The organism is Citrobacter sp. MGH110 (genome assembly GCF_001037515.1).
Classification (GTDB): domain Bacteria; phylum Pseudomonadota; class Gammaproteobacteria; order Enterobacterales; family Enterobacteriaceae; genus Citrobacter; species Citrobacter portucalensis.
Window position 1 is genome coordinate 1,798,159 of record NZ_KQ089830.1, and the last position, 18,235, is coordinate 1,816,393.

The following is an 18,235-nucleotide window of genomic DNA, read 5'->3' on the forward strand; positions in this document are numbered from 1 at the left end:
AGGCAATTTACATGTTCACACCATTACGCACGCTATTCGCCGCTCTGCTGCTCACCGGCCATGCTTTTGCCGCCACGGTTCATGACGAACATGGCACCTTTACGCTTGATAAAACGCCACAACGGATAGTGGTGCTGGAACTGTCGTTCGCGGACGCACTGGCTGCTGTCGATGTCAGTCCGGTCGGCATTGCCGACGATAACGATGCCACACGCATTCTTCCAGAGGTTCGTGCCCATCTGAAACCCTGGCAGTCTGTCGGCACGCGTGCGCAGCCGAGTTTAGAAGCCATCAGCGCGCTGAAACCGGATCTGATCATTGCCGACAGCAGCCGCCATGCGGGTATTTACATCGCCTTACAGCAAATAGCACCTGTGCTGCTGCTCAAGTCTCGCAATGAAACCTACGCTGAAAATCTGCAATCTGCGGCCATCATCGGTGAAATTGTGGGTAAAAAAGCACAGATGCAGTCACGCCTGGCGCAACACCAACAACAGATGTCAGCGTGGGCCAGCCAACTGCCAAAAGACACGATGGTGGTGTTTGGTACGTCCCGGGAGCAGCAGTTCAACCTGCATACTCAGGAGACCTGGACCGGGGGCGTCTTGACCTCTCTGGGGCTGACGGTGCCTGCAGCTATGGCGGGTTCGTCTATGCCGTCCATCGGTCTGGAACAGCTGCTGGCGCTCAATCCGGCATGGCTGCTGGTCGCGCACTATCGTGAAGAGAGCATCGTGAAACGCTGGCAACAAGACCCGCTGTGGCAGATGTTAACTGCGGCGCAAAAACAGCAGACGGCGTCGGTCGACAGTAACGCCTGGGCGCGGATGCGCGGCATTTTCGCAGCCGAACGCATTGCCAGCGACACGGTAGACATCTTTCACCACCAGCCTTTATCCGATGTGAAATGACAGTTTTCAAACATCCAGCGCTACAGTGGGGGCTTCCCCTTGTCGCGCTTATCGCTATCTTCTGGCTGAGTCTGTTTTGCTACTCGGCCATTCCTGTTTCTGGCGTTGATGCCATTCACGCCCTGCTGCCAGGCCATACGCCGACGCTTCCACAAGCGCTGGTGCAAAACCTTCGTTTGCCGAGAAGCCTGGTCGCCATTTTGATCGGCGCAAGCCTGGCTCTGGCGGGAACGCTGCTGCAGACCCTGACGCATAATGCAATGGCCTCCCCTTCACTACTCGGTATTAACAGTGGCGCAGCGCTGGCGATGGCGCTTACCAGTGCTATCAGCCCTGCGCCCGTTACGGGTTACTCCATCGCCTTTATCGCCGCCTGCGGTGGCGGCGTAAGCTGGCTGATGGTGATGACCGCAGGTGGTGGATTTCGCCACACCCAGGACAGAAACAAACTGATCCTCGCGGGCATCGCGTTCTCGGCTTTCTGCATGGCCCTTACCCGCATCACTCTGCTGCTGACGGAAGATCACGCCTACGGCATTTTTTACTGGCTTGCGGGAGGCGTATCCCACGCACGTTGGCAGGAGTTCTGGCAGCTTTTCCCAATGGTAGTGGTTGCTGTACCGGTGGTATTGCTGCTGGCTAATCAACTGAACCTGCTTAACGTGAGCGACAGCACTGCGCAAACGCTGGGGGTGAATTTGACCCGGCTGCGCCTGGCGCTCAATCTTCTGGTGCTCATTTTGGTGGGCGCCTGCGTTAGCGTGGCGGGCCCGGTAGCCTTTATCGGCCTGCTGATGCCGCATCTGGCTCGCTTCTGGGTAGGATTCGATCAGCGCAAGGTCCTGCCGATGAGCATGCTTATGGGCGCCACGCTGCTGCTGCTGGCTGATGTTCTGGCCCGAGCGCTGGCCTTCCCTGGCGAATTGCCCGCGGGGGCAGTAGTGGCGCTGATTGGTGCACCCTGTTTTGTCTGGCTGGTCAGGAGGCGTGGATGAAAATTGCGTTCGTCATTTTCATCGCCCTCGCGCTGGCAGGACTTTCGGTTTTGTCACTACAAATGGGGGTGATCGCCGTTCCCTGGCGTGCTCTGCTGAGCGACTGGCAGACCGGGCGCGAATATCATTTCGTATTAACGTCGTACCGCCTGCCGCGACTGCTGCTGGCGCTGCTTGTCGGTGCAGCCCTCGCGGTGGCAGGCGTGCTGGTGCAAGGGATCGTGCGTAACCCTCTGGCATCACCGGATATCCTCGGCGTAAACCATGCCGCCAGCCTGGCCTCTGTGGGCGCGCTGCTTCTCTTACCGTCACTACCGGTGATTACTCTGCCGCTACTGGCCTTTGCCGGTGGCATGGCGGGCCTGATCCTGCTGAGAATACTGGCGAACACCAGCCAGCCGATGAAGCTGGCGCTCACGGGTGTTGCGCTCTCTGCCTGCTGGGCCAGCCTGACGGATTATCTGATGCTTTCGCACCCGCAGGATGTGAACAGCGCCCTGCTGTGGCTGACCGGCAGCTTATGGGGCCGTGACTGGAGCTTTGTGAAAATAGCCGCCCCACTGCTGATTTTGTTTCTGCCGCTGAGTCTGCGTTTTTGCCGCGATCTCGACCTCCTGGCATTGGGCGATGCGCGCGCCACCACGCTCGGTGTGTCGGTGCCGCGTATTCGGCTCCAGGCTTTGCTACTGGCCGTCGCCATGACATCGACCGGCGTGGCCGTCTGCGGCCCAATTAGCTTTATTGGTCTTGTGGTGCCGCATATGGTGCGCAGCATTACCGGTGGACGTCACCGCTGGCTGCTGCCCGTTTCAGCCATGACAGGTGCGTTGCTGCTGGTGGTTGCCGACCTGCTGGCGCGAATTATTCATCCTCCTCTGGAACTTCCGGCTGGCGTGCTGACCGCCATTATCGGTGCACCATGGTTTGTCTGGCTGCTTGTGAGAATGCGATAAATGACATTACGAACTGAAAATCTGACGGTCTGTTACGGTACAAACAAGGTGCTTGATGGCGTTTCACTCGCCCTACCAGCGGGGAAGACAACCGCCCTGCTCGGCCCTAACGGCTGCGGGAAGTCAACGTTGTTAAACTGTTTTTCACGACTGTTAACGCCGCAGTCCGGAGGCGTATTTCTCGGCGATAGTGCCATCAATACGCTCTCATCACGCCAGCTAGCCCGCAGGCTGGCGCTGCTGCCCCAGCACCATTTAACTCCCGAGGGGATCACCGTCCAGGAGCTTGTTTCGTACGGTCGCAACCCGTGGTTGTCACTCTGGGGGCGTCTCTCCGTTGAAGACAATACGCGGGTCCATGATGCTATGAACCAGACCCGGATCCAACATCTTGCCGACCGACGGTTAACCGATCTTTCTGGCGGTCAGCGACAGCGCGCATTTCTGGCAATGGTCCTGGCGCAGGATACGCCCGTTGTACTACTCGATGAGCCAACCACCTATCTCGATATCAATCATCAGGTGGAACTGATGCGGCTGATGGGCGAACTCCGGGCTCAGGGGAAAACGGTGGTCGCCGTGCTGCACGACCTTAATCAGGCCAGCCGGTACTGCGACCATCTGGTGGTCATGGCGAACGGACATGTTATGGCGCAAGGCACACCAGAAGAGGTGATGAACCCTGGATTGCTGAGAACCGTATTCAGCGTGGATACGGAGATACACCCCGAACCAGTATCTGGCAGGCCGATGTGTGTAGTGAGGTAGATGATACAGTCTGTAATGGTACCAGGGTCTCAACAGGTCGCTTGTCATATCACTCATGCTGCGATGACTTCACTCTGCCCTGTGAGTTCAATCGGTCGATGCAACGCTATCCTTAATCGAAGGGGGACGTTGGACGTTCACTAGAATACGGCAGATTCCGGTGTGATGATTAACCATTACGCGTGGTTGCCGTTGTATCAACGTACTATCCTGGAAAGGATAAAATCCACACATCCCTCTATAGAAACGCATAGCAATTCATAAGAAAATCTGTCTGCGCATCACCACTGATTTTTTTATGAAAATTATTTGACTGATCGTTCCATAATCAATACTATGCCGCCTCAACTCATTTCAAGTCCCACATCCCTATGAGTGCTGAAAAACCAACCTTTCCAGGTCGTCCACGAAAGTTCGAAGATCAGGATGTCATTGATGCTGCCGTCGCTGTTTTCAGCGCCAATGGTTATGCAGGCACCTCTGCGCAAGATTTATGCAATGGTACGGGATTAGGGCGGGGAAGCCTATACAATGCCTTTGGAAGCAAGCAAGCCCTGTACGAGCAAGCTTTGTTGCGCAGCCACGAACAAACTATGTCAGCACAGTTAACAATACTCACACAGCCAGGTCTGGTAAAAGAGCGATTGCATACCCTTCTGCTCTGGGGTATTGCCGAAGATCTTTCTCAGCCAGAGCAGCATGATGCGATGGTCTTATTTTCAGCCTTAGAGATGGGCAGTAAAGATGAAGCCGTTGCGAGCCTGAATAATGAATATCGTCAGCATTTAGAAAAAACGCTGGTGTCGGTATTCATCGAAGGCCAACGAAGCGGCGAACTGAACAATAAAGCATCAGCCGTCGAAATGGCGAGAGGCTTTATGGCAGGCTATTACGGTTTACGTGTACTGAATAAAAACATTACAGATAGAAAAATCCTCGAAGATGTCGTCGCTGGTCTGTTAATCAATTTATAAATTTAAGCGAAAAAATTCATTATTTACTTGCACTCATTTTTGTAACGATCATTCCAATACAAGGAAAAATAAAAAAACATGCCATTAGTCGTTTATATTTTAGGGTTAGCCATTTTTTCATTAGGTACAGCAGAGTTAATGGTGGCGGGTATGATGACCACGCTATCGGAAGCATTTGGTGTTACAGTCGGCGAAGTCGGGCATTTGATTTCATATTATGCATTCGGTGTAATGCTAGGTGGCCCGGTATTAACCTACACCTTTCTTAAGTTTAAAGCGCCCTATCGCTCAACATTATTATGGCTGTTAGGGTTATATGTTATCGTACAAGGATTAAGCGTCTTTGCCTCTGATTACAATGTGCTAGTTGCCATTCGCATCGTGACAGGTATTTTATGTGCAGGGTGTTTAAGTCTTTCACTCGCGACAAGTATGGCTCTTGTATCTGTTGAAAATCGCCCTCGTGCCGCATCAATAGTGATAGCAGGTTTTATGGTATCCAATGTCTTTGGTGTACCTATCGCGACAATCATTGACCAGCACTGGGGCTGGAAAATGAGTTTTGGGCTGGTCGCGGTCCTGGTTTTCATATGCCTGCTAGCATTAGTACGTTTATTGCCACATATGAGCGGCGGCGGTGCTATCAAGATGGCTGAAGAGATTAAGGCATTTAAAAATAAAGCCTATTGGAAAGCCTGTGCAACCAGCTGTTTGATTTTGGGAGCAAGTTTTGCGGCATTCAGTTATTTTGTTCCCGTGCTGACTGATGTCAGTGAATTTACAATGCAGACGGTTCCCTTCATTTTGATGCTTTATGGACTAGCCAATATCATCGGGAATATGGTAACGGGACGTCTTGCATATCGCCATAGTTTAACTGTTATGGTTGTCGGCTTAACAATATTGAGTATTTCTTTGCTCGGCATGGCGCTATTTGTTCAATATCAGGTCATTGCTATTCTGGCTGTTATACTTATCGGTTTATCTGGCGTACCAATGAATCCGGCAATGATGGCAAGAATTGTCAGCGTGGCACATCCAGGGCCAATGGTCAATGCCGTTCATACTTCCGTGATCAATATTGGATTAGGTGGCGGTTCTTATTTAGGTGGAATGGCAATTTCATCTGGATTCGGTTTACGTTCAGCTCTATGGATTGGAATGGTATTAGCGGTTCTGGCTTTATTATCCGTATTACCTTATATCCGTCGTAGTAAACAAGGCTGGAGTTAATAGGTTCTGAAGATAAAAATGCCCCACTTATAAAAATCACGGGGCGTCGATATAGCCGTTAAATTTTATTCAAAGCTAACTGGCCGCATATCGCTCAAAGTTGCTCCTCAGCTCCACGTCAGGCACGGAGTAAACGCATCCGTGTAAGAGCATAATTTTCATGTGCCACTAAAGCAGCGTGTTCCCTTCGACATTCAGTCAGCTTTATACGCCTGCCACTCGCGCCAGACATTCTCAGGATCAATATCGCGGTAGCCGCGCTCTCTGATTATGCCCTCGGCTGCTTCGGCCGGCAGGCGGATGGCTGTAGCGCCATCGCGGATGGACTCAACCTCATAGCGGGTCAATTCCCGTCCTATGTCCTGTTCTTTATCAATCAGGACGGCGATCAACGCAGGGATAAAAACAATCTTCATACTGATAAGCCTCTGAAATATTCGCATACCACTGTATCACTGACAGTTTTGATATAGTTCAGTAATCGTTAATTTATTACCAGGACAGGAATCATTCATGACATTACAAATCCGTGAAGCCACACCTGCCGACGCGATGTTGCTTAATGCGCTGGGCTACCGCATCTACCGCGCACACTTTGAACATCTGTGGGAGTCAAAGTCTGAACTGGAAGCTTTTTTAGCAAGCGAATATTCTCTGGACGAGCTGGAACAGAGCCTGAATGAGCAAACGGTCTGTTGGTATGTAGCAGAGACCGATAGGCCAATTGGTTTTGCGAAAGTGACCTATGAAAGCAGCATCCCTGATACGAATATGTCAGGGATGCTGCTTAACAAATTCTATCTTGATCCTGCAGACACCCGTAAAGGTTACGGTCAGGTCATGTTTGACACCGTCAAAGACCTGGCCCGGGCCAGGGGGAAAGACTTTGTATGGCTGGAGGTTCTTGAACAGAACGAACGCGCCTGTAATTTCTACCGCAAACAGGGCATGACCTTAATTAAAAGAGACTATTTCAAAACAGCTTCACAGCAGAGCGTCATCAGGATTATGGGGATTGCTGTCTAGCGGGTGACCGGCCGCTCCGTGCCAACAGCGGACATTGTTTCGGTCTACTGTCAGTGTTGTAACTTTTCTTAACTGACTGTTTTTGTGGGGCTGGCGGGAATTGAATCTGCGAGCACACAGAAAAGTGATCCAGAAAATTAACCATTAAAGGCAATTTATCCGTAACCGAGCCCCACTTAACATAAGTGCACGACTGGTTATTTCATTAATTTAGTAATATTGGGCCGATTGCGATATTTATTATCCCATGGCATACCATAGCCAATGAGTAGATCATCACTCTCCATTTCATAGGCAACATACTGTTTTACAGGAATATTCACTCTTCCAGGTTTGACGAAGAGGACGGCAACAGACAGGGATGCTGGATTGAAATTATCTAAGATATATTTAATAAGGCGCTTCATTGTACCACCTGATTCTATTGCATCATCAATAAGAATGACATGACGATTTTCAATCTCAATATTTTGATGGTAAACAATAGTGGAGTTGTTATTTCGTTCCCCAGGTGTGTGAGGGCAGGATATGTAATCCATGCTTACATCAAACTTCAGCTTTCTTGTTAAGTCTGCTGTATAGAGAATACCGCCTGGAACAACAGTTATAACAACAGCATCGGTGTAGTCATTGTTCAACTGCTCAGCCACACGACTGACACCGACAGCAATACTTTCTTCATCAAGAATAACTTCACCAATATGATGATTCATCGTTCGAACTCCACGTATGTTGTAATAACGAACTAAGCATTCAACTTATCAATCAAAAAGACTTCTTTCCGATTAATTTTCAACCAGAGACAATAGCCTGTTTGCAAGTATTTCACCATCGTGTTTACCACGCACCCAGACATCTTCAAACTCATCCAGCACACAGGTGTAGCGGGTTGATTCATTGATTTCATCCGAGAGATAGGCAAATTCACCCACATATTTTTCAATTGAAAGAAATCTCTGATTTCCCAGAACCATCAACTCAGGCAAGGCAATGGATGCGTCTGCATCGTGCCATTGCTGGATAAAACGATTAGCAACATCCTGCAAACCCAGTCCATGACTCTCACGGCATTCTAAAATATTAGCGATCAGTGCTACGGGGCATCCTGCTTTTGCTATGGCTGCGATTACGCCCTTAACCTGAAGATGTGGCATGATACTGGTATAAAAACTGCCAGGACCGAAAGCGACAAGATCCGCGTTCTTTATGGCTTCCAGCACGGCAGTATTTACCTGAGCATTGCTTCCGTTGGACGTTTGCAATGTGACAGAATTGATGCCAATCTCCGCCTGTTGCCTAGAAAGATGGGTAATTCTGTCCTGAGGTGAAACATGCTGCCCATCATTAAGATTAGCGGAAAGCACAAGATCATTATTGAGTGAAGAAGGCCAGACTTCTCCTGTAATGCCGCAGAGTTTTCTGAAAACAAAAATCGCGGTATTCATATCCCGATTATGTGCCAAATAGGCGCCGGTTAAGATGAAATTCCCGATACTGCCATTACGGTAGTCAAATGCGACACCCACCGTGGTAGAAAAAATCTGGAGATAATTAACAATTGCGCCTCTCAATCCAGTATCGAGGCGCTCAAGCAAAGGATGTCTGTCCTCCGCATAAGCCTGAAATTCTCTCAAAGCTTCCTGAGTTTCCCCCTCGGATGATAAACGGGTATTGCAGATGCGAACGATATCACCCGAACAGTTTTCACCATAGGCCATGGTCATTAGCGCCTGGCGGATATCACCTACAGATAATACATCGATATTTTCTCTAATTGATCGTGAGCTTCCACCGCTATCCCACGCAGGAACAATACGAGTCAAAGAAACTGGATGGTGGCAAAGCGCAATATTCAGAGAACGGCATGCACTGCCACCAGAAAACAAAACAATACGCTTCACTTTAAATCTCCTGGTGCAATTTTAGTGTTTTACTTAATGCCAGACTTAGCATTAATACGAGAATCATGAGTGCCGCTACAAAGATAAAGGCAGCAGGCAAAGAACTTCGGTGGGCAATAAAACCAATCATGGCTGGTCCTGCAAGTACGCCGATATACCCGCTGGAACTGCAACTGCCTGCGGCATGCTCTGCTGTTTGCCAATCTGGCTGAACATAACAGGTACAATGTTTGCGCAGCCTGCGCCTATAAAGAAATAGCCGGCAAGGAGTGCGGGAATTGAGCTAACCAGGATAATGAGGCAAAAACCGAAAAAGGCCAGAATTGCACCGTAAATGACGACAGGCAAAGCGCCAAGGCGACTAATGACCGCATCACCGCTAAGTCTTCCCACCGTCATAGCGACAGCAAAGCAAGTGAAACCGAGACCTGCCTGAGAATCCGCAACTTGCCTTACTTCCGACAGATAAACAGCACTCCAGTCAAGTACGGTTCCTTCAGCCAGAAAAACGATAAAGCAGATGACACCTAAGAGCAGGACATCTCCTTTAGGAAAGGAAAATGATGGGCCTTCTGCTGGGCTGGCATAGGTAAGAAGTTGTCTGTAACTGGCTATTAACAACAAGAAGATAATGAGACAGACTGACAATGATGCTGTGTGAATGTTCAGACCAACAGTGAGCAGGCAGGTCATTACGCCAGCTCCCGCAATACCTCCTACGCTATACATCCCATGGAAACCGGACATAAGTGGGATGCTTTCGTTTTTCTCTACCAGTATTGCCTGAATATTCATGGCGCAGTTGGCAAGGCCAATCCCAGTGCCGAACGTGAGTAGAAGAAGGCCAAGTGAAACGGGGTCATTGGCTAATGTTAAAAACGGCATGGATAACAGAATAATCAGTACTGCACAGCCGATAATTTTACGACAGCCGAAGCGAGCTGTGAGAGGCCCTGCAAGGGGCATAGAAATAATAGCGCCCCCTCCTAGGCACAGGAGTAAAACACCCAAAACTGCCTCGTTAGCTCCAGTATTAATTTTTGCAAAAGGGACCATCACAGCCCAGGCTGACGTTGCCAATCCTGCGATGAAGAATATGCATCGTGTTGCAACTTTTTCGTTCATTCTTGTGCTCGCTTTGCGTTCGTTACGAGAGCGGTCTTTCGCATTTTCGCACTGCACCAGCCTGACTCATGGATACACAAATGTTGCTCTGATAATGAGATAAAGGGGCACGGTCGAAACATGCTTTAACCAGCTGAAATTTATGTTGATTTATGAATCCCCTATGCGCCGGGGAGTAATGTAAATCAACGGAGTTGACACAGATAATATGAATGCACGATCATGCACCCTCTTGCTCGTTTAAATGAACTTAGGAGTTAACGTGCTCGATTATGCAGCTTTCCCGGATCAACGACAAGCCCTAATTCGTGAGCTCTTACAAGAAAAAGGACGGGTTGTTTGTGTCGAGCTTTCTGCTCAACTAGGTGTGTCAGAACACACAATTCGCCGTGATTTACATGAGCTTAGTAAGGATGGCGTTTGCAAAAAGGTATACGGTGGGGCTGTGGCCACACTGCCTGAAGTAGGGAATTATGCTGATCGCACAACTACAAAAACAGATGAAAAGAGCATGATCGCGCAAAAGTGCGCGCAACTTATCAAAGCAAATAGCTGTATCTTTATCGATTCAGGCACGACGAATCTTGCTATGGCCATAGCTCTTCCGGAGTCAGTGGCTTTAACTGTGGTGACAAACTCGCCAGAAATAGCTGCCATTCTATTAAGAAAACCGTTATGCGAAGTCATCATGCTGGGTGGAGCGGTTCAACGCTCATCTGGAGGGTGTGTTGGCAGTCCTGCCCTTGAACAAATTAAAGCAATTATCTTCGATCAGGGTTTCATCGGAGGTTGTGCAATGTCGTTAGAATCAGGTCTGACTGGTTTCGATTATGCTGATTGTGAGTTCAAGAAAGCGGTTATCAGACAGTGCAGCGAAGTGATTGTGGGATTAACATCCGACAAGATCCCTGCGGCCGCTCGCTATGTCGTTGCAAGTAGCAGCCAGATAGATGTGCTCGTCATTGAGGGGGGGGTGAGCAAAAAATATGCTGAAGTATTCCAGGAAGCTGATCTTCAGATTTATGAAATTTAGGGTAAGACTGTGCTGCCAGTCCGCATAACCCCCATGTCTGACTGTTTATGCTAACGCCGTTGTGGGGGGGGGGGGAAGTGCAAACGTCTGCTGTTCGCTCACAGCGGACCTTCAGCTCAGTTACCTGGTCCGCTTCGTGCCAAGAGCGGACATTGAACAAGATTTGATGTAGGGTATTGCGCGATTCGTATAGCCGCAACGTTAATGAGAGCCAGACTTATGAACTACTTTATTCGACCAGCTACGCCTGACGATATCAATAAAATCATCGAATTCACCACTCAGGAAGCACAAGAATCTGAAGGTTCAGTCATTGACCTTGTTGCTGTGGAGCGTGGCGTTTCGTCGGCGTTTAGTGAAAACCCACGTTCAAAATATTGGGTCATGGAAGATTCTTCAGGAACAGTGATCGCCAATACCTCTGTCGTAAAAGAATGGAGTGATTTTCATGGAAATGACTACTGGTGGATCCAAAGTTTTTATATCGCCCCGGAGCATCGTGGGATGGGGTTAGCTGATGAGCTCATCAAACATCTTACAAAAGAAGCTAAATCAGAAAAGGCACTGGAGCTTCGTTTATATGTCCATGGAGATAACGGGCGTGCGATTCGTGCTTATGAGCGATGTGGTTTCACCGAATCTCCGTATACCATTATGAAAGTGGGTTTATAACTTCCCCAAATACAGCGCTCCTAATGCTCCACCTGAAATCAGAACACCCCTGACAGCCCACGATTCCACCAGGTTCAGATTTCTCATTCATCTTATTTTTCATGTTGCCATCAGATGAGGGAGATAATCGTTTTCACTTCCCGTCTGTCGCGGTAATCTCATAACGGTCGTTAATATTGCGACTGCAATGTGTGTAACCCAACTCAAATACTAATAACTAAAAAACAGTACAGACAGGATAACTATGGATTCCTCCCTCACCTCCACGGGTCCCCAACAGGACGCCTCTTCACTTAACCGCGCCCGACGCGCTGCGCTTGGTAGCTTCGCGGGTGCCGTGGTCGACTGGTATGATTTTCTGCTTTACGGCATCACTGCCGCACTGGTCTTTAACCGCGAGTTCTTCCCGCAGGTCAGCCCGGCAATGGGGACACTTGCCGCATTTGCTACCTTTGGCGTCGGATTTTTGTTCCGTCCGTTAGGTGGGGTGATCTTCGGCCACTTCGGCGATCGCCTGGGGCGTAAACGTATGCTTATGCTCACCGTCTGGATGATGGGGATCGCCACTGCACTGATAGGGATTATTCCTTCCTTTGACACCATTGGCTGGTGGGCTCCCGTTCTGCTGGTGACGCTGCGTGCTATTCAGGGATTCGCCGTTGGCGGTGAATGGGGCGGCGCGGCGTTGCTCTCGGTCGAAAGCGCGCCGAAAAATAAAAAAGCCTTCTACAGCAGCGGTGTTCAGGTCGGTTATGGCGTCGGGCTACTGCTTTCTACCGGTCTGGTCTCGCTGATTAGCTCGCAAACCACCGATGAGCAGTTCCTGAGTTGGGGCTGGCGTATTCCATTCCTGTTCAGCATCGTGCTGGTATTGGGCGCGTTGTGGATGCGTAACCGAATGGATGAATCAGCCGAATTCGAACAGCAGCAGCAGGCACCGCAACCAGAGAAAAAGAGACTACCGGTAGTCGAGGCGTTAATCCGTCATCCAGGTGCCTTTTTGAAAATTATCGCTCTGCGCCTGTGTGAACTGCTGACGATGTATATCGTCACCGCGTTTGCCCTTAATTACTCCACGCAGAATCTGGGCTTACCTCGCGAACTGTTTCTGAATATCGGCTTGTTGGTGGGTGGGCTGAGCTGTCTGACCATCCCCTGCTTTGCCTGGCTCGCCGACCGCTTTGGTCGCCGGCGCGTTTACATTACCGGCGCACTGGTCGGGACGCTCAGCGCATTCCCGTTCTTTATGGCGTTAGAAGCGCAATCCATTTTCTGGATCGTGTTCTTCGCGATTATGTTGGCCAACATTGCACACGATATGGTGGTCTGCGTGCAGCAGCCTATGTTTACCGGTTTGTTTGGCGCAAGCTATCGCTACAGCGGCGCGGGCGTTGGCTATCAGGTAGCAAGTGTGGTTGGCGGCGGTTTTACCCCCTTCATTGCTGCTGCACTGGTAACATTCTCCGGCGGAGACTGGCACAGTGTGGCCATTTATCTGATGGCGGGTTGTCTTATTTCCGCCACTACAGCATTGCTGATGCGGGATAAGCAGCACGGTTAAGCCCGGGTGCGGAGGCCGTCCGGTCTTCGCACAATCTTCCTCAACGTCTGACTTTTGTTTCACATTCCTGTGACATACTATCGGGAGAGCAGTACATCTGTGGAACAAGGAGACAGACATGAACAATAAGGGCTCCAGCCTGACCCCGGCTCAGGCACTGGATAAACTGGACGCGCTGTACGAGCAGTCGGTAAAAGCACTGCGTAGCGCCATTGGTAAGTATATTGAAACAGGGACGCTCCCTGACGTAATCGCCCGCCATAACGGTCTTTTTGTTTACCCATCACTGTGTGTCACCTGGGATGGCAGCGCCACCAATCCCCCGAAAACCCGCGCCTATGGTCGTTTTACCCATGCGGGCTGCTACACCACTACGATTACCCGTCCGTCGCTTTTTCGTCCGTATCTTGAAGAACAACTCACGCTGCTGTATCAGGATTATGATGCGCATATCTCCGTTGAGCCGTCGCAGCATGAAATCCCCTATCCGTATGTCATTGACGGTTCTGAACTGACGCTCGACCGCTCGATGAGTGCCGGCCTAACGCGCCACTTCCCCACAACCGAGCTGTCACAGATTGGCGATGAAACAGCCGACGGTACCTATCATCCGGCGGAATTCTCCCCGTTGTCGCACTTCGACGCCCGACGAGTAGATTTTTCGCTGGCGCGACTGCGCCACTACACGGGAACACCGGTTGAACATTTTCAGCCGTTTGTGCTGTTCACCAACTACACCCGCTACGTCGATGAGTTTGTGCGTTGGGGTTGCAGCCAGATCCTCGACCCGGACAGCCCGTATATCGCGCTTTCTTGTGCGGGCGGGATCTGGATCACCGCTGAAACTGAAGCGCCTGAAGAAGCCATCTCCGATCTCGCCTGGAAGAAACACCAGATGCCCGCCTGGCATTTAATCACCGCCGACGGTCAGGGGATCACGCTGGTTAATATCGGCGTTGGCCCGTCTAACGCCAAAACCATTTGCGATCATTTGGCCGTACTGCGTCCTGACGTCTGGTTGATGATTGGTCACTGTGGCGGGCTGCGTGAAAGCCAGGCGATTGGCGACTATGTTCTGGCCCACGCTTATCTGCGTGACGACCACGTGCTGGATGCCGTACTGCCGCCAGATATTCCAATTCCGAGCATCGCGGAAGTGCAGCGCGCACTGTATGACGCTACCAAAGAAGTCAGCGGTATGCCCGGCGAAGAGGTTAAACAGCGCCTGCGTACCGGTACCGTCGTCACCACTGACGATCGCAACTGGGAGCTACGCTATTCCGCTTCTGCGCTACGCTTTAACCTCAGCCGTGCGGTGGCTATCGATATGGAAAGCGCCACCATCGCCGCCCAGGGATACCGTTTCCGCGTTCCGTACGGCACGCTGCTGTGCGTTTCCGACAAGCCGCTGCACGGTGAGATCAAACTGCCGGGTCAGGCCAACCGTTTTTATGAAGGTGCCATTTCTGAGCATCTGCAAATAGGTATCCGGGCTATCGATCGTTTGCGTGCTGAAGGCGACCGACTGCACTCCCGTAAATTACGTACATTCAACGAACCGCCGTTCCGTTAAGACCTGAAGGTAACTATGCACAACTCAACTCCTCTTTCCGCCCTGCGCAACCTGCTGATAGCGCAGGGGCTGGATGGCATGATTGTTCCGCGCGCCGATGCTCATCAAAGTGAAGATTGTACGCCGCATGACAATAAACTAGCCTGGCTGACCGGTTTTAGCGGCTCTGCTGGCCTCGCGTTGGTCCTTCGGGATCGCGCGTTAATGTTTGTCGATGGACGCTATCAGGTCCAGGTACGCAATGAAGTCTCGCTGGATGATTTTGAAATTCATCATTTACACGATGAGCCGCTGGCCGACTATTTGCAGTCTCATGTTGCAGCAGGTAAACGTATCGGCTTTGAACCAATGCTGATGGTCAATAGTCAGTTTGAAGCACTGTCGGCAACCCACTGCGAGCTGGTGCCTCTTGAGCAAGATCCTTTTGACCAGGTATGGCTAGACCGCCCGGCAGCACCCTGCGGCATCATTCGTGAAATGCCCATTGAAATCAGCGGGGAAAGCAGCACGCAAAAGCGTGCCCGCGTCGTGGAACAACTCGCTCAACACCAGGCTGACGTGCTGGCAATTACCCTGCCGGATAACATTGCCTGGTTATTGAATGTGCGTGGTTCGGATCTGGCCATGGTACCAGTGCCGTTTTCGTTTGCCCTGCTCCATCGCAGCGGTGAGCTGGAATGGTTTGTGGATAGCAATAAAACGCAACAGCTCCCCGCATCACTGCTGGATACGCTTACTCTGGCCCCGCAAGATAATTTTCTGACTCGCTGCCAGCAATTAGCTAATGGGAAGCGTTTCCTGGTCGATAAAGACTACGCCCCGGTCGCATTGCGTTTTGCCATTGAAGAACACGGTGGCAACGTCTTATGGGCGCCCGATCCCATCACTCTGATGAAATCCCACAAAAATGACGTTGAACTGGCAGGCTATCGGGAATGCCATGAACAAGATGGCGCAGCCTGGGTAAACTTCCTTGCCTGGCTGGCCCATGAAGTTCCTTTGCGCGAAGCGGCAGGCAATCCGGTCACTGAGCTGGAAGCGCAAGCCAAGCAACTGGAATTTCGCCAGCAGCAGCCGGGATTTATCGAGCAAAGTTTCAGCACGATTTCGGCCTCTGCCAGCAATGCCGCAATGTGCCATTACCACTCCAGTGAAAAAACCAATACGCCAATTACCTCGCAGGCCATGTATCTGAATGATTCCGGTGGCCAGTACCACAATGGTACGACGGATACGACGCGTACCCTCGCATTTGGCCCACAGGATCCGCAACGTCGCCTGCATTACACTGCCGTGTTGAAAGGCTTTTTGTCGCTTATTTCGCTGCAGTTTCCCTGCGGGACTCAGGGCCATCAACTGGATGCTTTTAGCCGCCGGGCGTTATGGGAGCTGGGACTGGATTTTGATCATGGCACGGGACACGGCGTGGGTCACCAGTTGCTTATTCATGAGCAACCCCATCGCATCGCCAAAAAAGTAAACCCGTGGCCACTGGTCGCAGGCAACATCATCACTATCGAGCCGGGTTATTATCTGGCCGGACAATATGGGATCCGTATTGAGAATCAGGTGGAGATTATCAACAGTCGTCCTGGTTTCTGTCGTTTCTCAACGCTGACGCTGGTACCGATTGATTTGAATCTGGTCGAACTGCATCTGCTGAGTGATGCTGAGAAACAGTGGATTGATGATTACCACCAGCAGGTCAGAGAGACGCTATCCCCGCGCGTGAACGCAGAGGCTCGTCCCTGGCTGTTCGCCGCCACCGCACCGATTCGCGTTCAGGCTAATTAATGCAATAAAAAAGGCAGCCCGCAGGCTGCCTTAGTTCTCCCCAACTTCTTACTGCTTAGCTGTTACGGATGTACTCATCCATTTCAGTTTTCAGGTTATCGGACTTAGTCCCGAAGATAGCCTGAACACCGGAACCAGCTACCACAACGCCTGCCGCACCCAGTTTCTTCAGGCCAGCCTGATCCACTTTAGCAACGTCAGCCACGCTGACACGCAGACGAGTGATGCACGCATCGAGGTTAGTGATGTTTTCTTTACCGCCGAATGCAGCAACCAGAGCCGGAGCCATTTCACCGGTCGCACCTGCTTTGCTGTCTTCGGTAGCATCTTCACGACCTGGCGTTTTCAGGTCCAGCGCTTTGATCAGCACACGGAAGATGGTGTAGTAAACTATCGCATAACCGATACCGACAATCGGGAACAGCCACAGTTTGCTGCTGTTACCGGACAGAACGATAAAGTCGATCAGACCGTGGGAGAACGACGTACCGTCGCGCATACCCAGCAGGATACAGATCGGGAATGCCAGACCAGCCAGAATCGCGTGGATGATGTACAGGATCGGCGCCACGAACATGAAGGAGAACTCGATCGGCTCGGTAATACCGGTCAGGAACGAGGTCAGCGCCGCGGAGATCATGATACCGCCCACTTTCGCGCGGTTTTCTGGTTTAGCAGAGTGCCAGATAGCGATAGCAGCAGCCGGCAGACCGTACATTTTGAACAGGAAGCCACCGGACAGTTTGCCCGCAGTCGGGTCACCCGCCATATAGCGAGGAATATCACCGTGGAACACCTGACCCGCAGCGTTGGTGTATTCACCGATCTGCATCTGGAATGGAACGTTCCAGATATGGTGCAGACCAAACGGTACCAGGCAGCGCTCAATGAAGCCATAGATACCGAACGCCACGACCGGGTTCTGGTATGCAGCCCACTGAGAGAACGTCTGAATAGCAGTACCAATCGGCGGCCAAATGAAGGACAGAACCACACCTGTGAAGATGGCAGCCAGACCAGAAATGATAGGAACGAAGCGCTTACCCGCAAAGAAGCCAAGATACTCAGGCAATTTGATACGGTAGAAACGGTTGAACATATACGCTGCAATCGCACCGGAGATAATCCCCCCGAGAACACCCGTATCAGCAAGGTGTTTAGCGGCGATCTCTTCAGCAGGTAAATGCAGAACCAGCGGCGCAACAACAGCCATGGTCTTAACCATGATGCCGTAAGCAACAACGGATGCCAGTGCAGATACACCGTCATTATTAGTGAAGCCTAACGCAACACCGATAGCAAAAATCAGCGGCATGTTCGCAAAAACAGAACCGCCTGCTTCTGCCATTACGTGCGATACAACGGCTGGCAGCCAGCTGAAGTTAGCGGAACCGACGCCCAGCAGGATACCTGCAATCGGGAGTACGGATACCGGCAGCATCAGCGATTTACCGACCTTTTGCAGGTTAGCAAATGCATTCTTAAACATAATTAGGAGTGCTCCTGAGTATTTGTGCTTATACACTTCATCCTTCAAACCGCCTCAGGGCGGGCTGCGCTCGCTCATCCCAGTCACTTACTCTAGTAAGCTCCTGCAATTCACTCACTTGCCGCCTTGATGCAGCTTGATTGACTTTGTGTATTCTACGTTCTCACGCATTGGCGAGGGGGGAGAACCTCGCCGTGTACAGGGCATCTAAGTACCCTTTATTTATT

Annotated in this window: 18 protein-coding genes; 12 read left to right on the plus strand and 6 right to left on the minus strand. The window is 50.9% G+C overall.

The genetic code is table 11. The features are described 5' to 3' along the window. Window positions 1–11: 11 nt before the first annotated feature. The 6 genes from SK38_RS08655 to SK38_RS08680 all read left to right on the plus strand — a co-directional run bounded on the left by SK38_RS08655 (window position 12) and on the right by SK38_RS08680 (window position 5,834). Window positions 12–911 (plus strand): Fe(3+) dicitrate ABC transporter substrate-binding protein FecB, encoded by a 900-nt coding sequence (locus SK38_RS08655; protein WP_048235637.1) that lies wholly within the window; start codon window positions 12–14, stop codon window positions 909–911. Beyond that, window positions 908–1,906 carry an iron-dicitrate ABC transporter permease FecC gene (gene fecC / locus SK38_RS08660; protein WP_008784384.1) on the plus strand — a complete coding sequence of 333 codons (999 nt, stop codon included), beginning with the start codon at window positions 908–910 and terminating at the stop codon, window positions 1,904–1,906. The genes SK38_RS08655 and fecC overlap by 4 nt, the downstream gene beginning before the upstream one ends. Further along, window positions 1,903–2,859 carry a Fe(3+) dicitrate ABC transporter permease subunit FecD gene (gene fecD, locus SK38_RS08665; RefSeq protein WP_048235638.1) on the plus strand — a complete coding sequence of 319 codons (957 nt, stop codon included), beginning with the start codon at window positions 1,903–1,905 and terminating at the stop codon, window positions 2,857–2,859. Before fecC ends, fecD begins: the two co-directional genes overlap by 4 nt. Then, window positions 2,860–3,627: a Fe(3+) dicitrate ABC transporter ATP-binding protein FecE gene (fecE, locus tag SK38_RS08670; protein WP_048235639.1), complete on the plus strand. Its 768-nt coding sequence runs from the start codon at window positions 2,860–2,862 to the stop codon at window positions 3,625–3,627. Window positions 3,628–3,998: 371 nt separating this feature from the next. After that, window positions 3,999–4,601, plus strand: a complete 603-nt coding sequence (locus SK38_RS08675) for a TetR/AcrR family transcriptional regulator (RefSeq protein ID WP_032942979.1) — start codon at window positions 3,999–4,001, stop codon at window positions 4,599–4,601. 78 nt (window positions 4,602–4,679) lie between these two features. Next, window positions 4,680–5,834, plus strand: coding sequence for an MFS transporter (locus tag SK38_RS08680; protein ID WP_048235640.1), 1,155 nt, complete (start codon window positions 4,680–4,682; stop codon window positions 5,832–5,834). Between the two features lie 194 nt (window positions 5,835–6,028). On the opposite strand, the gene SK38_RS08685 is transcribed toward SK38_RS08680, so the two are convergent. Beyond that, a complete protein-coding gene (locus SK38_RS08685) occupies window positions 6,029–6,250 on the minus strand; it encodes a hypothetical protein (protein ID WP_048235641.1) in 222 nt (73 codons plus the stop codon). Between the two features lie 97 nt (window positions 6,251–6,347). Between SK38_RS08685 and SK38_RS08690 the strand changes: the two genes are divergently transcribed. Beyond that, window positions 6,348–6,860: a GNAT family N-acetyltransferase gene (locus SK38_RS08690; protein WP_048235642.1), complete on the plus strand. Its 513-nt coding sequence runs from the start codon at window positions 6,348–6,350 to the stop codon at window positions 6,858–6,860. Between the two features lie 197 nt (window positions 6,861–7,057). Here SK38_RS08690 and SK38_RS08695 read toward each other — a convergent pair whose 3' ends face one another. From SK38_RS08695 to SK38_RS08705, 4 genes are all read right to left on the minus strand, one after another. Then, window positions 7,058–7,573 (minus strand): phosphoribosyltransferase, encoded by a 516-nt coding sequence (locus tag SK38_RS08695; protein WP_048235643.1) that lies wholly within the window; start codon window positions 7,571–7,573, stop codon window positions 7,058–7,060. 72 nt (window positions 7,574–7,645) lie between these two features. Further along, window positions 7,646–8,761: a gluconeogenesis factor YvcK family protein gene (locus tag SK38_RS08700; protein ID WP_032942972.1), complete on the minus strand. Its 1,116-nt coding sequence runs from the start codon at window positions 8,759–8,761 to the stop codon at window positions 7,646–7,648. Window position 8,762: 1 nt separating this feature from the next. Beyond that, window positions 8,763–8,891, minus strand: coding sequence for a hypothetical protein (locus SK38_RS25330; protein ID WP_331456304.1), 129 nt, complete (start codon window positions 8,889–8,891; stop codon window positions 8,763–8,765). Continuing rightward, entirely contained in the window at window positions 8,888–9,886 is a 999-nt protein-coding gene (locus tag SK38_RS08705) for an MFS transporter (RefSeq protein ID WP_331456306.1), read from the minus strand. The genes SK38_RS25330 and SK38_RS08705 overlap by 4 nt, the downstream gene beginning before the upstream one ends. A 262-nt stretch (window positions 9,887–10,148) precedes the next feature. Between SK38_RS08705 and SK38_RS08710 the strand changes: the two genes are divergently transcribed. From SK38_RS08710 to SK38_RS08730, 5 genes are all read left to right on the plus strand, one after another. Further along, window positions 10,149–10,919 carry a DeoR/GlpR family DNA-binding transcription regulator gene (locus SK38_RS08710; protein ID WP_003832721.1) on the plus strand — a complete coding sequence of 257 codons (771 nt, stop codon included), beginning with the start codon at window positions 10,149–10,151 and terminating at the stop codon, window positions 10,917–10,919. A 219-nt stretch (window positions 10,920–11,138) separates the two neighbouring features. Next, window positions 11,139–11,591, plus strand: a complete 453-nt coding sequence (locus SK38_RS08715) for a GNAT family N-acetyltransferase (RefSeq protein ID WP_048235644.1) — start codon at window positions 11,139–11,141, stop codon at window positions 11,589–11,591. Window positions 11,592–11,835: 244 nt separating this feature from the next. Continuing rightward, window positions 11,836–13,152: a shikimate transporter gene (gene shiA, locus SK38_RS08720; protein WP_003832199.1), complete on the plus strand. Its 1,317-nt coding sequence runs from the start codon at window positions 11,836–11,838 to the stop codon at window positions 13,150–13,152. 118 nt (window positions 13,153–13,270) lie between these two features. After that, entirely contained in the window at window positions 13,271–14,725 is a 1,455-nt protein-coding gene (locus SK38_RS08725; RefSeq protein WP_032942969.1) for an AMP nucleosidase, read from the plus strand. Between the two features lie 15 nt (window positions 14,726–14,740). Continuing rightward, the gene (locus SK38_RS08730) at window positions 14,741–16,519 is read left to right on the plus strand and encodes an aminopeptidase P family protein (RefSeq protein ID WP_048235645.1); all 1,779 of its coding nucleotides are present in this window, start codon (window positions 14,741–14,743) and stop codon (window positions 16,517–16,519) included. A gap of 55 nt (window positions 16,520–16,574) precedes the next feature. On the opposite strand, the gene ptsG is transcribed toward SK38_RS08730, so the two are convergent. Further along, on the minus strand, window positions 16,575–18,008 hold the full coding sequence (ptsG, locus tag SK38_RS08735; protein ID WP_003836725.1) for a PTS glucose transporter subunit IIBC: 1,434 nt from the start codon (window positions 18,006–18,008) through the stop codon (window positions 16,575–16,577). Between the last annotated feature and the right edge of the window lie 227 nt (window positions 18,009–18,235).